The sequence below is a fragment of the Enterobacter sp. RHBSTW-00593 genome, from assembly GCF_013784105.1.
GTDB lineage: Bacteria > Pseudomonadota > Gammaproteobacteria > Enterobacterales > Enterobacteriaceae > Enterobacter > Enterobacter ludwigii.
In genome coordinates, this window is the sequence record NZ_CP056393.1 from 3,605,537 (window position 1) to 3,619,986 (window position 14,450).

10 protein-coding genes are annotated in these 14,450 nt (G+C 55.9%); 3 read left to right on the forward strand and 7 right to left on the reverse strand.

Going from position 1 to position 14,450, the window contains the following annotated elements:
• Positions 1–109: 109 nt before the first annotated feature.
• Positions 110–1,387: a stationary phase inducible protein CsiE gene (gene csiE / locus HV242_RS17190; RefSeq protein ID WP_014171189.1), complete on the forward strand. Its 1,278-nt coding sequence runs from the start codon at positions 110–112 to the stop codon at positions 1,385–1,387.
• On the opposite strand, the gene HV242_RS17195 is transcribed toward csiE, so the two are convergent.
• Positions 1,388–2,527: a 3-phenylpropionate MFS transporter gene (locus tag HV242_RS17195; RefSeq protein ID WP_032678696.1), complete on the reverse strand. Its 1,140-nt coding sequence runs from the start codon at positions 2,525–2,527 to the stop codon at positions 1,388–1,390.
• A 173-nt stretch (positions 2,528–2,700) separates the two neighbouring features.
• Between HV242_RS17195 and HV242_RS17200 the strand changes: the two genes are divergently transcribed.
• Entirely contained in the window at positions 2,701–3,123 is a 423-nt protein-coding gene (locus tag HV242_RS17200; protein ID WP_014171191.1) for a DoxX family protein, read from the forward strand.
• Between the two features lie 54 nt (positions 3,124–3,177).
• On the opposite strand, the gene glyA is transcribed toward HV242_RS17200, so the two are convergent.
• Positions 3,178–4,431 (reverse strand): serine hydroxymethyltransferase, encoded by a 1,254-nt coding sequence (gene glyA, locus HV242_RS17205; protein WP_020883014.1) that lies wholly within the window; start codon positions 4,429–4,431, stop codon positions 3,178–3,180.
• A 304-nt stretch (positions 4,432–4,735) separates the two neighbouring features.
• Here glyA and hmpA point away from each other — a divergent pair, with 304 nt between their 5' ends.
• Positions 4,736–5,926, forward strand: coding sequence for an NO-inducible flavohemoprotein (gene hmpA, locus HV242_RS17210; RefSeq protein WP_025203455.1), 1,191 nt, complete (start codon positions 4,736–4,738; stop codon positions 5,924–5,926).
• A 95-nt stretch (positions 5,927–6,021) separates the two neighbouring features.
• Here the strand turns inward: hmpA and glnB are convergent, their stop codons facing one another.
• From glnB to purL, 5 genes are all read right to left on the reverse strand, one after another.
• Positions 6,022–6,360 carry a nitrogen regulatory protein P-II gene (glnB, locus tag HV242_RS17215; protein ID WP_003860685.1) on the reverse strand — a complete coding sequence of 113 codons (339 nt, stop codon included), beginning with the start codon at positions 6,358–6,360 and terminating at the stop codon, positions 6,022–6,024.
• Positions 6,361–6,440: 80 nt separating this feature from the next.
• Complete coding sequence (glrR, locus tag HV242_RS17220) at positions 6,441–7,778, reverse strand: two-component system response regulator GlrR (protein ID WP_014171196.1); 1,338 nt, start codon at positions 7,776–7,778, stop codon at positions 6,441–6,443.
• A complete protein-coding gene (qseG, locus tag HV242_RS17225) occupies positions 7,775–8,524 on the reverse strand; it encodes a two-component system QseEF-associated lipoprotein QseG (protein WP_050737170.1) in 750 nt (249 codons plus the stop codon). The genes glrR and qseG overlap by 4 nt, the downstream gene beginning before the upstream one ends.
• 1 nt (position 8,525) lies before the next feature.
• Entirely contained in the window at positions 8,526–9,953 is a 1,428-nt protein-coding gene (gene qseE, locus HV242_RS17230; protein ID WP_025203453.1) for a two component system sensor histidine kinase QseE/GlrK, read from the reverse strand.
• Positions 9,954–10,487: 534 nt separating this feature from the next.
• A complete protein-coding gene (gene purL, locus HV242_RS17235) occupies positions 10,488–14,375 on the reverse strand; it encodes a phosphoribosylformylglycinamidine synthase (RefSeq protein WP_050737171.1) in 3,888 nt (1,295 codons plus the stop codon).
• Between the last annotated feature and the right edge of the window lie 75 nt (positions 14,376–14,450).

The following is a 14,450-nucleotide window of genomic DNA, read 5'->3' on the forward strand; positions in this document are numbered from 1 at the left end:
AAATTCTGTGATGTTCGCCAGCAATCCTGAGTGAAAGGCCTGCCGGCGCGCTTTTCAGCGCCCATCCTTTAGCTATTCTTATCAAACATTCCCACTGGATACCCGACAGATGATGACGACGCTTGAAATTCCATCTGTGCTTTCCAGTTCGCAGCGCCGCTGCCAGGTGCTTTTAATGCTTTACCTGCCCGATGCTGCCGTTACCGCACAGAGCATTATCGCTGCCAATGGCGTGGACGACGCTATGGCACGGCAAGATATAGCCGAGACGCGCGATGAAATCCAGCGCTATCACCGGCTCGACATCGTCACGTACCATGACGGCAGCTACCGGATTGAAGGCTCAGCCCTGAATCAACGTTTATGCCTGCTGCACTGGCTGCGCAGGGCTATGCGGCTGTGTCCGCAATTCGTTTCGCATCAGTTTACCCCCGCGCTGAAAACCGCGCTTAAACAGCAGGGCATTGCCCGGCCTCTCTATGACGATACCAACCTGCGGGCGTTGATCAGCTTCTGCTCGCGCAAGCTTCAGCGCCCGTTTGATTGCCGGGACGTACAGTTTTTGCAGCTCTATCTGCAGTATTGCCTGATGCAGCATCATCTGGGGAATACCCCGCAGTTTTCATCGGTGCAGCGTAACTGGACGCAATCAAGAGGGGAATATTTCACCGCTCAGGAGATTGTTCGTCACTGGAAACGCCGTGTGCCACAAGGGACCCACAGCGATGAACAACTTTTTCTCGCGCTGCTGTTTATGATGCTGCGCACTCCTGACCCTGTGCTTGATAAGCATCAGCAGGATCAGCGTCTGCGCCGGGCAATTGTGCGCATGGTCGCCCGTTTTCGGGCGCAAACCGGGATGAACTTCAGCGATGAACAGGGGCTGACCGATCAGCTTTATATTCATCTGGCCCAGGCGCTGGACCGTTCGCTGTTTGAGATAGGCATCGACAATAGCCTGCCGGAAGAGATCCATCGTCTCTACCCCCGCCTGTTACGCACCACCAAAGAGGCGTTGTTTGAGCTGGAAGCGGAATTCGGGCTGCGTTTTTCTGATGAAGAGATGAGCCTGGTGGCGGTCATTTTCGGCGCCTGGCTGATGCAGGAGACCGATCTGCATGAGAAGCAGGTGGTGTTATTGACGGGAGAGGATAAATCCTGTGAGGACGTGATAGAGCAGCAACTGCGCGAATTGACGTTGCTGCCGCTCAACATTCGATATCAGACGCTGCAGGCCTATCAGAAAGAGGGGGCACCGCGCGAAGCGGCGCTGGTCATCACCCCTTATCCGACCGCCCTGCCCCTGTTCTCACCACCGCTGATCCACGCCGTTGAGACGCTGAACACGCAGCAGCAAGAACATATTCGCGCCATGCTGGAATCGTAGCTACGCGCGCGCGGCGACTTTAGGACGAACGAACATCGCCGGTAGGGCGACAAGCGCCATGACCCAGAAGACCCCGTGTCCCAGATGCTGGTAAAGGAAGCCCGCAAAGACCGTCATCACCGCAATGCTGCCGCCCATCGCCACCGCCGAATAAACCGACTGCAACCGAATGACATCCCCGCCTTCACGCGCGGCGATATAGCGCATGGCCGCCAGGTGACATACCGTGAAGGTGCCGCAGTGCAGAATTTGCGCCACGATCAGCCACGGCAGTTCCGTCGTCCAGCCCATAATGCCCCACCGTACGACACCACAGACTGCAGAAAGCAGGAGCAGATCGCGCGCGCCGAAGCGCCGGAACAGCTTTTTGCTCAGCGCGAAGATAATCACCTCAGCGACCACACCGAGCGACCACAGGTAACCCACTGCAGATGCGGAGTACCCAGCCCCCTGCCAGTAGATGGCGCTGAAACCATAGTACGCCGCGTGCGCGCCCTGCAGCAGACAGACGCAGGCCAGGAAACGCCAGCTTTGTGCCACCAGGCTTCGCCAGGCCGGCCAGCCGGCGCTTTCCTGATGACGGCTCTCACCTTGCGGCATTACCGATGGACGCAACAGCATCCCCAGCAGCATGGAGGCAATGCCGATACTCAGCAGCGCAAGGATCGCACGGTAATCGTAAAGGCTAACCAGTTTACCCACCAGTGCAGAGCCGATGACAAAGGCAATTGAGCCCCACAGCCGCACGCGGCCATAATCCATCGTTATCTGTTTTTGCCAGGTGTTTGCCAGGGCATCCGTCAGCGGAACCAGCGGCGAGAAAAAGAGGTTAAAACCGACCATCACCACCATCAGCCATGCAAACTGGTGGCTCACCCAGAAACAGGCGACAAAGACCAGCGTCAACAGCGCCAGAATGCGTACCGCCTTAATCAGCAAGGAGGGATCGCTGACGCGCGGTGCGATCAGCAGGCTTCCCAGGAAACGTGCCACCAGACCAGCGCCAAGCAGGATACCTATGGTCTCGGGCGTCAGGCCGATCCCCTTGAGCCAGACGCTCCAGAAAGGCAGAAAAATACCGTAGCTAAAGAAATAGGTGAAATAACTGAGCGCCAGCCAGCGCGTGGAATGCAAGACCATGAATCCCTCCCGAAATGGAGGCCATAGTCTGGCGAGAATACAAAAATTAAGCAAGTCGATAGCCTGCTATAAATTAACGAAAATTTAACATACTGTGCAGTCATCTGACTTATGGCAGGGAATGAAAATGTGTATTACGTTTAAATTACTCCACTTGCAGAGGTATTTCTGCCATGAACTCACTTCGCTATTTAGATTTCGGCCAGGCACGTCACCTGTTGCTGTTAATAGGTCGTATCGCGCTTGTCGTACTGTTTATTATCTTCGGCTATCCAAAACTGACGGGGTTTAGCGGGACCGTACAATATATGACGTCGCTGGGTACACCCATGCCCATGCTGGCGGCCATTATTGCGGTGGTAATGGAGGTACCTGCCGCCATCCTGATCGTGCTGGGCTTTTTCACCCGCCCTGTTGCCGTACTCTTTGTATTTTACACGCTGGGTACCGCGATTATCGGCCACCACTACTGGGATATGACCGGTGATGCCGTCATGCCGAATATGATTAACTTCTACAAGAATATCAGTATTGCCGGAGCGTTTATTTTACTGGCGATAGTGGGACCGGGAGCACTCTCCCTTGACCGGCGTTAACCCATAAAAAAAGGCCGCAATCGCGGCCTTTTTTATTTCTGCAAAACAGAAAGATTATGCGTATACCGGGAAGCGTGCGCAGATTTCCAGAACTTTACCTTTAACGCGCTCGATAACCGCTTCGTCATTGATATTGTCCAGAACGTCACACATCCAGCCTGCCAGCTCTTTCACTTCCGCTTCTTTAAAGCCGCGGCGAGTAACAGCCGGAGAACCGATACGGATACCGGAGGTCACGAATGGGCTCTTCGGATCGTTTGGCACGCTGTTTTTGTTCACGGTGATGTTGGCGCGGCCAAGGGCAGCGTCAGCTTCTTTACCGGTCAGGTTTTTATCAACCAGGTCCAGCAGGAACAGGTGGTTCTCAGTACCACCGGAAACCACTTTGTAACCGCGGTTCAGGAAGACTTCCACCATCGCTTTGGCGTTTTTAGCAACCTGCTGCTGGTAAACTTTAAACTCTGGCTCCATCGCTTCTTTCAGCGCCACCGCTTTCGCCGCGATAACGTGCATCAGTGGGCCGCCCTGCGCGCTTGGGAATACGGCAGAGTTCAGCTTTTTGTACAGCTCTTCATCGCCACCTTTTGCCAGAATCAAACCACCGCGTGGGCCCGCCAGGGTTTTGTGCGTGGTGGTGGTCACAACGTGAGCATGCGGAACCGGGTTCGGATAAACGCCTGCAGCAATCAGGCCGGCAACGTGCGCCATGTCAACGAACAGGTAAGCACCGATGCTGTCTGCGATTTCACGCATTTTTGCCCAGTCAACGATACCGGAGTAAGCAGAGAAACCGCCGATAATCATCTTCGGTTTGTGGGTCTGCGCCTGCTTCGCCATGTCTTCGTAGTCAATTTTACCGGACTCATCAATGCCGTAAGGAATGATGTTGTACAGTTTGCCTGAGAAGTTAACCGGAGAGCCGTGAGTCAGGTGGCCGCCTTGCGCCAGGTTCATACCCAGAACGGTATCGCCCGGTTGCAGCAGCGCGGTGTAGACCGCGAAGTTAGCCTGAGAGCCAGAGTGCGGCTGTACGTTAGCGTAGTCGGCGCCAAACAGTTCTTTAGCGCGATCGATGGCCAGTTGCTCAACGATATCAACGTACTCGCAACCGCCGTAGTAGCGTTTGCCCGGGTAACCTTCAGCGTATTTGTTGGTCAGCTGAGAACCCTGCGCCTGCATTACGCGCGGGCTGGTGTAGTTTTCGGAGGCGATCAGTTCGATGTGCTCTTCCTGACGTACTTTTTCCTGCTCCATAGCCTGCCACAGTTCGGCATCATAATCGGCAATGTTCATTTCACGCTTTAACATCCGCATCTCCTGACTCAGCTAACAATAAAATTTTGGCCTGAAAAGGCAGTCCTGTTGGACGACGGGCAACAGTATAACTGATTAGTTCTGTGATAACAGGTCTTGACAAACGATTTTACGCAAACGTTTTCCTACCCGCCACGCAAGGGTTTGAGGAATAAAGCCCTCATCATTTTCAACGGATTTCTTTTCAGGTTTGTGATGCATATTTTTCACGTTGCAAAGAACCATTTACAACGCAGGGGTATTTTTTATAAGATGCATTTAAAATACATCATTAAAAACACCACTGAAGGACGCTGCTATGCTCGACGCTCAAACCATCGCCACAGTTAAAGCCACTATTCCCCTGCTGGTCGAAACCGGCCCGAAACTCACCGCCCATTTCTATGATCGTATGTTTACGCATAACCCGGAGTTGAAAGAGATTTTCAACATGAGCAACCAGCGTAACGGCGATCAGCGCGAAGCCCTGTTCAACGCCATCGCAGCCTACGCCAGTAATATCGAAAATCTGGCGGCGTTGCTGCCTGCCGTGGAAAAAATTGCGCAGAAGCACACCAGCTTCCAGATCAAACCGGAGCAGTACAACATCGTCGGCGGCCATCTGCTGGCCACACTGGATGAGATGTTTAGCCCGGGTCAGGAGGTGCTGGACGCGTGGGGAAAAGCCTACGGCGTGCTGGCAAACGTGTTCATTAACCGTGAAGCACAGATCTACAGCGAAAACGCCAGTAAGGCTGGCGGCTGGGAAGGTACCCGCGCTTTCCGCATCGTCGAGAAAACGCCGCGCAGCCAGCTCATCACCAGTTTTGAGTTCGAGCCGGTGGATGGCAAGCCGGTCGCTGATTATCAGCCGGGGCAGTATCTGGGCGTGTGGCTGAAGCCTGAAGGTTTTCCGCACCAGGAGATTCGCCAGTACTCCCTGACCCGCAAACCAGACGGTAAACGTTATCGCATTGCCGTAAAACGCGAAGATGGCGGCCAGGTATCAAACTGGCTGCATAACGAGGCTAACGTGGGTGATGTGGTTCATCTGGCCGCGCCTGCGGGCGACTTCTTTATGGCGGTTGAGGCGAATACGCCGGTTACCCTGATCTCAGCCGGGGTGGGTCAGACGCCAATGCTGGCGATGCTCGATACCCTCGCTAAATCAAACCACAGCGCGCAGGTAAACTGGTTCCACGCCGCCGAGAACGGTGAAGTGCACGCGTTTGCCGATGAAGTGAATGCGCTGGCTTCCGGTCTGCCACGCTTTACCGCCCATACCTGGTATCGTCTGCCGACGGATGCCGACCGTGCAGCCGCACGCTTTGACAGCGAAGGTCTGATGAATTTGAGTCAGCACGAAGGGGCATTCAGCGCGCCGGAGATGCAGTTTTACGTCTGCGGACCGGTAGCGTTTATGCAGTATGCCGCGAAGCAGCTGGTGGAGTTGGGTGTGAATAAAGACAACATTCATTACGAATGTTTCGGGCCGCATAAAGTACTGTAATCGCCCGATGGCGCTACACTTTCCCGGCCGGTGAGGTTTTGCAGGCCGGGTAAGCATAGCGCCACCCGGCTGAATCAGGAATCAGGTACTGACGATTAAATCGCGGCGTCGTCTTCTTCACCGGTACGGATACGGATCACGCGTGCCACATCAAAGACGAAGATTTTACCGTCGCCAATTTTGCCGGTCTGCGCCGTACGGATAATGGTATCCACACAGGTATCCACGATATCGTCGCTCACCACGATTTCAATTTTCACTTTTGGCAGAAAGTCCACCATGTACTCTGCGCCACGGTAAAGTTCGGTGTGGCCCTTCTGGCGACCAAAACCTTTCACTTCCGTCACTGTCATCCCGGTGATGCCCACTTCCGCCAGCGCTTCACGCACATCATCCAGTTTGAAAGGTTTAATAATCGCATCAATCTTTTTCATGGTGGGTCCTTAAACTCTTGCCTGTAAGCTGCTTCGTAATCGGTTGCTCACAGTATCATACTCATTCAGATTTTGCGGTACTACTCTTTAAAATCGTTTGCTTCCAGCTCATGGCGGGAGAGCAGCTTGTAGAACTCGGTACGGTTGCGCCCGGCCATACGCGCCGCATGGGTTACGTTGCCTTTGGTTATCTGCAGGAGCTTGCGCAGATAGTTCAGTTCGAACTGATTACGCGCTTCTGCAAACGTCGGCAGCGCGGTGTTTTCCCCTTCCAGCGCCTGCTCCACCAGTGCGTCGCTAATGACGGGTGACGAGGTCAGCGCCACGCACTGTTCAATAACGTTCACCAGCTGGCGCACGTTGCCCGGCCAGCTTGCGGCCATCAGCCGTTTCATCGCATCGGTGGAAAACGCCCGGACAAAAGGCTTATGCCGATCGGCCGCCTGGCGCAAAAGATGGTTTGCCAGCAGCGGAATATCTTCCGCCCGCTCGGCCAGTGCCGGAATTTTCAGGTTCACCACGTTCAGACGGTAGTAGAGATCTTCACGAAACTCGTTGCGCGCCATGACTTTTGGTAAATCGCGGTGCGTGGCCGAAATGATACGCACGTTAATATCGATATCGCGGTTACTGCCGAGGGGGCGCACTTTTCGCTCCTGCAAAACACGCAGCAATTTGACCTGCAGCGGTGCCGGCATATCGCCAATCTCGTCCAGGAAAAGTGTGCCGCCTTCTGCCGCCTGGAAAAGCCCTTCCCGGCTGCTCACCGCCCCGGTGAACGCCCCGCGGGCATGACCAAACAGTTCAGACTCAAGCAGTTGTTCAGGAAGCGCACCACAGTTAATCGCGATAAAGGCGTTTTTGCTGCGCGGGCTGGCGTTATGGATAGCCTGGGCAAGGATCTCTTTCCCGGTACCGCTCTGGCCGTTAATCAGCACGCTAACGTCTGACTGTGCCACCATCCGGGCCTGTTCGAGCAGACGCAGCATAATCGGGCTTCGGGTGACGATAGACTCCCGCCACGCTTCATCATTCGACGGAGCCGCGTGCTCAAGCGCGCTGTCGATAGCCTTATAGAGGGCATCTTTATCTACCGGCTTGGTCAGGAAGCTGAATACCCCCTGCTGCGTCGCGGCAACGGCATCCGGAATCGATCCGTGCGCCGTCAGGATGATCACCGGCATGCCAGGCTGCTGCTTCTGGATCTCCGCGAACAGCTGCAGGCCATCCATTTCATCCATTCGCAGGTCGCTAATCACCAGATCAACCTTCTCGCGGCTCAGGACTTTCAGCCCCTCCTGCCCGCTTTCCGCCGTCACCACGCTGTAGCCTTCACTGACCAGACGCATCCCCAGCAGCTTTAACAGCCCCGGATCGTCATCCACCAGTAAGAGATGGGCAGGTTTTCGGCTTGTCATGGCTTCACATCCTCTTGTTTCTGCGCATCACCGTCTGGCGTCGCGGCTGACCCTTTTGGCGCATCAGGCAGATAATTTCCGGCCGGTTTACGCGTCGAGAGCTGTCTTTCGATGTCGGTCAGGTTTTCAAGCTTGCGCGTCGTGGTATCCAGTTGAGCACGCAAGTGCTGCTCCTGCTGGCGCAGCGTATCAAGCTCGCTGTCGGTGGATTGCTGTAATTTGCTGTAGCGAAAACGCTCTTCAGACAACTGCAGTTGCAACGCCTGACCATCACGCCAGAGCTGATACACCGGGCGCACCTGCGCCGGAAGATTTCCGACAAACGTGTCCAGCCGCGTGACGTTAGTGCGACGCTCAACGGGGGTGATTTTCGCATCCGCGAGTAAAATTCCACGCTTGAACGCGTCCTGCCAGGTATCGTCATTGAGCATCGCCGCTTGCGAGCGCGCCTCGACCGGCGCCAGACGCTGGGCGCAATCTATTCCACGTAGCCAGAACAGCGGATTGCTCTCGACGTCATGCCCCGACAGATTCCAGATGTCGTCACAGCGGGTCGACAGAAAATCTGCCAGCTGATTATCTGGCCATTTATCTTGTTGTTTATCGCTAATCGCACTTTGTGGCACATGGGAAACACAGCCCGCCAGAAATAAACAGGGCAGGCTCAGGCGAAACATATTGCTGGAAAACACCGCGCGCACGGCGCGGGAAAAGACGTGTGACATACTCACCATGCATAGATTCATTTCATTGATTTTTCCGGCTCAGGGGCAGTTCAATACGGAAGCAAACATCTGACCGTTCGTCCGTGGCAATTTTCAGCTCACCCTGCATGCGTCGTATGCAGTCCCGGGCAATACTCAGGCCCAGCCCACTTCCTTTTACCGCCCCTTTCCGCTGATGACTTCCCTGGAAAAAGGGTTCAAAGATCATGGTTTTTTCGTCATCAGGGATTGGAGTGCCGGTGTTAGCGACGTCAATAAACACCCGTGAACCATTCGTATAACTTCGGATATAAATGTTACCGGATTCAGTACCATAGTGCACCGCATTGGAGTAAAGATTATCCAGAACGCTCATCAACAGCATCGGTTCCGCGAGGCAGGTTGGCTCACTGAGCTCCACCCCGGTATGCATCATTTTAGCTCTTGCTGGCAAGCTATGGGCGGAGATCACCATATCCACCAGCGGCGCAATATCGACGTTTTCCAGCACCACCGCGCCATCCGCCAGCTTGCGGTTGTAGTCCAGCAATTGCTCAATCAGCTTTTGCAGATTGCGGCTGCTGGCATCCAGGATGTCGACAATCTCTTTCTGTTCGGGCGTAAGCGGCCCCGCCACTTCATCCGCCAGCAGTTCCGTTCCTTCGCGCATGCTGGCAAGAGGCGTTTTAAGCTCATGGGAAATATGGCGCAAGAACTGATGGCGCTGGGATTCCAGCCATGCCAGACGTTCAGAAAGCCAGATAATGCGCTGGCCAACAGAGCGCAACTCGCGCGGGCCTTTAAAGGCGACCGTATCCCCGAGAGACTTCCCCTCGCCCAGGCGGTTAATCATGCGCTGGATACCCTTCACCGGGCCGATGATCATGCGGGTAAAGAGCAGAACCAGACCGAGGCTGACGAGGAACAGCACCAGCGCCTGCCAGCCAAAGAACTGGCCACGTTCCGCAATCTCCTGCTGCAGCTGTTGCCCGCGAGAGAAGATAACCGTGCGGGTAGACTGCACCATCTCGGTATTGGCATTCGCAAAGGCTTCCAGACGGGCAGCCGCTGCGGCATCCGGGCCACTGTTCTTACACTGCAGTTGCGCCAGATCGTTCAAATCCTGACGTAACGCCTGATAAAGCTTATCGTCCGGCAGCACCCCTGCATGGGCGTCCAGCATTTCACTGTAGCGTTTACGTTGATTCTGATAGACCTTTTCCAGAGTAGGATCGTCGAGCACGCAGTACTGGCGATAGCTGCGTTCCATCTCCAGCGCGGCGTTAGTCATCGCTTCACTGCGTCGGGCGTCGATCAGCGTCGTGCGGTTAGTCAGTGCCGCCTGCGCACTGAGCGCGTTGAGACTCTGCCACGCCTGCCATGCCAGGATCAGCAAAGGCAGCAGGATCAGCAGAAAGGCCATCATGACAAGCTGTCGCAGGGAACGAGGAAAAACGGGCCAGCGTTTCAACGCATTACTCTCTTTATCGGGGTTTAAGGAGAGCGTAACTGAGTCTGCCCTTCAGATACAACAAAGCCGGGTAAAAACCCGGCTTTGTCATGGAATGAGGCGGTGCCTAACTCGACGTTTCGCCCTGGCCTGATAAAGCAACGCTATGATCAGTAGTTGGACGGCAGGCACCTTTTTGTGCGTCATTCGAAGTTTATGTAGCACGTCCCGAAGGGGCTGACATAAGAAGGTGAATGAGCCACTGATTAATATTATGCAACACTCGTGCCATAATGCAAAACAATAAATTATCTTGTTGATATTTATGTATTTTATGCAATTATGCCGTTAATTTCCCGCTGAATGATTTCCAGGCTAAGTGTCGCTAAAAAGCAACACCTTAACGACAACCCACCACACCCTATACAATTCAATGAGTTAAATGTCTCCTTTTGGAGACACCACGAATAGCGGATTGTCGCGGTTTTGCGACAGGCACAAAAAAGCCCGGTGGCGTTTTCGCGCACCGGGCCTGCTGTGGGAGTAGCGGTACGCTTAACCTAGCTGTTTACGCGCATTACGGAAGATACGCATCCACGGGCTGTCCTCGCCCCAGTTTTCCGGGTGCCAGGAGTTGCTCACGGTACGGAACACTCGTTCCGGGTGCGGCATCATAATGGTCGCACGACCGCTTTCGCTGGTCACCGCAGTGATACCGTTCACCGAACCGTTCGGGTTAGCCGGGTAGGATTCTGTCACCTTGCCGAAGTTATCGACAAAGCGCAGCGCCACCAGACCTTTGCTTTCAAGCTGAGCCAGATGAGCTGCATCGCGCACTTCAACCTGGCCTTCGCCATGGGAAACGGCGATTGGCATCTGCGACCCTACCATGCCCTGCAGCAGCAGAGACGGGCTTTGGGTCACTTCCACGAGGCTGAAACGCGCTTCAAAGCGGTCGGACTGGTTACGCACAAAGCGCGGCCAGGCTTCGCTACCGGGGATCAGCTCGCGCAGGTTGGACATCATCTGACAGCCATTACATACGCCCAGCGCCAGCGTTTGCGGACGGTGGAAGAAGGTTTCAAACTCGTCGCGGACACGGCTGTTGAAGAGGATGGACTTCGCCCAACCCTCACCTGCACCCAGCACGTCACCGTAAGAGAAACCACCGCAGGCGACCAGCGCCTGGAAATCTTCCAGACCGGTACGCCCGGCCAGCAGGTCGCTCATGTGAACGTCGATGGCATCAAAGCCCGCACGGTAGAAGGCAGCAGCCATCTCAACGTGGGAGTTGACGCCCTGCTCACGCAGTACGGCCACTTTCGGACGCGCGCCGGTCGCAATGTACGGCGCGGCGATATCTTCGTTGATGTCGAAGGAGAGCTTCACGTTCAGGCCAGGATCGTTGTCGTTAGCCTTCGCGTTGTGTTCCTGATCGGCACACTCCGGGTTGTCACGCAGGCGCTGCATCTGCCAGGTAGTTTCAGCCCACCACATACGCAGGGTAGAACGGCTCTCGCTGAACACCGCGTGGCCATCCGCTTCAATGACAAAGCGGTCGCCCTGCACGGCTTTACCCAGATAATGCACGCAATCTGCCAGGCCGTGCTGAGCCAGTACGCTTTCAACCGCGTCACGATCTGCGGCACGCACCTGAATCACCGCGCCCAGTTCTTCGTTAAACAGCGCCGCCAGACGATCCTCGCCCAGCGTCGCGATGTTCGCTTCGACGCCGCAGTGGCCGGTGAAGGCCATCTCAGCCAGAGTAACCAGCAGGCCACCGTCGGAACGGTCGTGGTAGGCCAGCAGTTTACGCTGTGCCACCAGGGCCTGGATGGCGTCGTAGAAACCTTTTAACTGCGCCACATCACGCACATCTGCCGGCTTATCACCCAGCTGACGATAAACCTGCGCCAGCGCGGTCGCTCCCAGCGCGTTATGGCCTTTACCCAGGTCAATCAGCAGCAGGGCGTTATCTTCAGTCACCAGCTGTGGCGTCACGGTATGGCGCACGTCTTCTACGCGGGCAAACGCGGAGATGATCAGCGACAGCGGAGAGGTCATCTCGCGCTGCTCGTTACCCTCCTGCCAGCGGGTCTTCATCGACATGGAGTCTTTACCCACCGGAATGGTCAGGCCAAGTGCCGGGCAGAGCTCTTCACCCACCGCCTTCACGGCTTCATACAGGCCCGCATCTTCGCCCGGGTGGCCCGCTGCGGCCATCCAGTTCGCGGAAAGTTTGATACGTTTAATGTCGCCAATCTGCGTTGCGGCAATGTTGGTCAGTGCTTCACCAACGGCCAGACGAGCAGACGCGGCGAAGTCCAGCAGAGCGACCGGGGTACGTTCGCCCAGCGCCATCGCTTCACCGTAGTAGCTGTCGAGACTCGCGGTGGTGACGGCACAGTTAGCCACCGGGATCTGCCACGGGCCAACCATCTGATCGCGCGACACCATACCGGTCACGGTACGGTCGCCGATGGTGACCAGGAAGGTTTTCTCCGCCACGGCCGGCAGGTGCAGAACGCGATTGACCGCCTCAGCCACGGTAATGCCCTGACGATCCAGCGCTTTGCCAGCTGCTTTACGGGTCTCAACGTCGCGGGTCATCTTCGGCGTTTTGCCGAGCAGCACGTCCAGCGGCAGATCGATCGGCTGGTTGTCGAAATGGGTGTCGCTCAGGGACAGGTGCAGCGCTTCGGTCGCTTCACCGATGACGGCATACGGGGCACGCTCGCGGCGGCACAGCTCGTCAAACAGCGGCAACTGATCGGCAGCGACGGCCAGAACATAACGTTCCTGGGATTCGTTACACCAGATTTCCAGCGGGCTCATGCCTGGCTCATCACTCAGGATGTCGCGCAGGTTGAAACGACCGCCACGACCACCGTCACTGACCAGCTCCGGCATGGCGTTGGACAGACCGCCCGCGCCTACGTCGTGAATAAAGAGGATGGGGTTGGCATCACCCAACTGCCAGCAGCGGTCAATGACCTCCTGGCAACGGCGTTCCATCTCCGGGTTATCACGCTGTACGGATGCAAAATCGAGATCCGCATCAGACTGACCGGAGGTCATAGAGGATGCAGCCCCACCGCCCAGGCCGATGTTCATTGCCGGGCCACCCAGAACGATCAGCTTCGCACCGACTACGATCTCGCCTTTTTGCACGTGATCGGCGCGAATGTTACCGATCCCGCCAGCCAGCATGATCGGTTTGTGATAGCCGCGCAGCTCTTCGCCGTTGTGGCTCTCCACTTTCTCTTCGTAGGTACGGAAGTAACCGTTCAGCGCAGGACGTCCAAATTCATTGTTGAACGCCGCCCCGCCCAGTGGGCCTTCGGTCATGATATCCAGCGCGGTCACAATACGTTCCGGCTTGCCGAAATCCTCTTCCCACGGCTGTTCAAAGCCCGGGATGCGCAGGTTGGAGACGGAGAAACCGACCAGACCGGCTTTTGGTTTAGCACCCCGTCCGGTTGCGCCTTCGTCGCGGATTTCCCCGCCAGACCCGGTCGCCGCACCCGGCCACGGCGAGATCGCCGTCGGGTGGTTATGCGTTTCGACTTTCATCAGGATATGCGCCGGCTCCTGATGGAAATCATAGCGCCCTGCTTCGCGATCGGCGAAGAAGCGGCCCACGTCAGAACCTTCCATCACCGCGGCGTTGTCTTTGTAGGCAGACAGCACGTGGTCAGGCGTTTTTTCCATGGTGTTTTTGATCATTTTGAACAGCGACTTCGGCTGCTCTTCACCGTCGATAATCCAGTCGGCGTTGAAAATCTTGTGACGGCAGTGCTCAGAGTTTGCCTGAGCGAACATGTAAAGTTCGATGTCGTTCGGGTTGCGGTTCAGCTTAACAAACGCATCCTGCAGGTAGTCAATTTCGTCTTCAGCCAGTGCCAGACCGAGACGCAGGTTGGCGTCAATCAGCGCCTGACGGCCCTGCCCCAGCAAATCGACGCTCTGTACCGGCGCAGGCTGATGGTGGGAGAAGAGTTTCTGCGCATCGTCCAGAGAGGCAAAGACACTCTCCATCATGCGGTCGTGCAGCTCAGCGGCAACGGTTTGCCACTGCGCATCGGTCAGGGTAGAGGCTTCAACGTAGTACGCCACGCCGCGCTCCAGACGGTTAATCTGGTTCAGACCACAGTTGTGGGCGATGTCGGTGGCTTTGGAAGACCAGGGGGAGATGGTGCCTGGACGAGGCGTCGCAAGGATCAGTTTGCCGGTTGGCGTATGGCTGCTCAGGCTTGGACCATATTTGAGCAGGCGTTCCAGCTGTACTCGCTCCTCTGCATTCAGGGGTGCATTCAGGTCAGCAAAATGGACATACTCAGCGTAAATATTGCTTACCGGAAGGTCGGCTGCCTGAAAACGTGCCAGCAGTTTATTGATACGGAAGGCAGACAGTGCAGGCGAACCACGCAGAATTTCCATCATAAGTCTCTCGTCTTCGAAGCGCCGGGGCGCTTACAGTGTGCGCAAGGGGGGAAAACGGGCGTCATTATAGAGAAT

Bases quoted from the DNA above. Each gene is read 5' to 3' on its own strand.
- csiE (WP_014171189.1), top strand. From the start codon at position 110: ATGATGACGACGCTTGAAATTCCATCTGTGCTTTCCAGTTCGCAGCGC.
- HV242_RS17195 (WP_032678696.1), bottom strand. From the start codon at position 2,527: ATGGTCTTGCATTCCACGCGCTGGCTGGCGCTCAGTTATTTCACCTAT.
- HV242_RS17200 (WP_014171191.1), top strand. From the start codon at position 2,701: ATGAACTCACTTCGCTATTTAGATTTCGGCCAGGCACGTCACCTGTTG.
- glyA (WP_020883014.1), bottom strand. From the start codon at position 4,431: ATGTTAAAGCGTGAAATGAACATTGCCGATTATGATGCCGAACTGTGG.
- hmpA (WP_025203455.1), top strand. From the start codon at position 4,736: ATGCTCGACGCTCAAACCATCGCCACAGTTAAAGCCACTATTCCCCTG.
- glnB (WP_003860685.1), bottom strand. From the start codon at position 6,360: ATGAAAAAGATTGATGCGATTATTAAACCTTTCAAACTGGATGATGTG.
- glrR (WP_014171196.1), bottom strand. From the start codon at position 7,778: ATGACAAGCCGAAAACCTGCCCATCTCTTACTGGTGGATGACGATCCG.
- qseG (WP_050737170.1), bottom strand. From the start codon at position 8,524: ATGAATCTATGCATGGTGAGTATGTCACACGTCTTTTCCCGCGCCGTG.
- purL (WP_050737171.1), bottom strand. From the start codon at position 14,375: ATGATGGAAATTCTGCGTGGTTCGCCTGCACTGTCTGCCTTCCGTATC.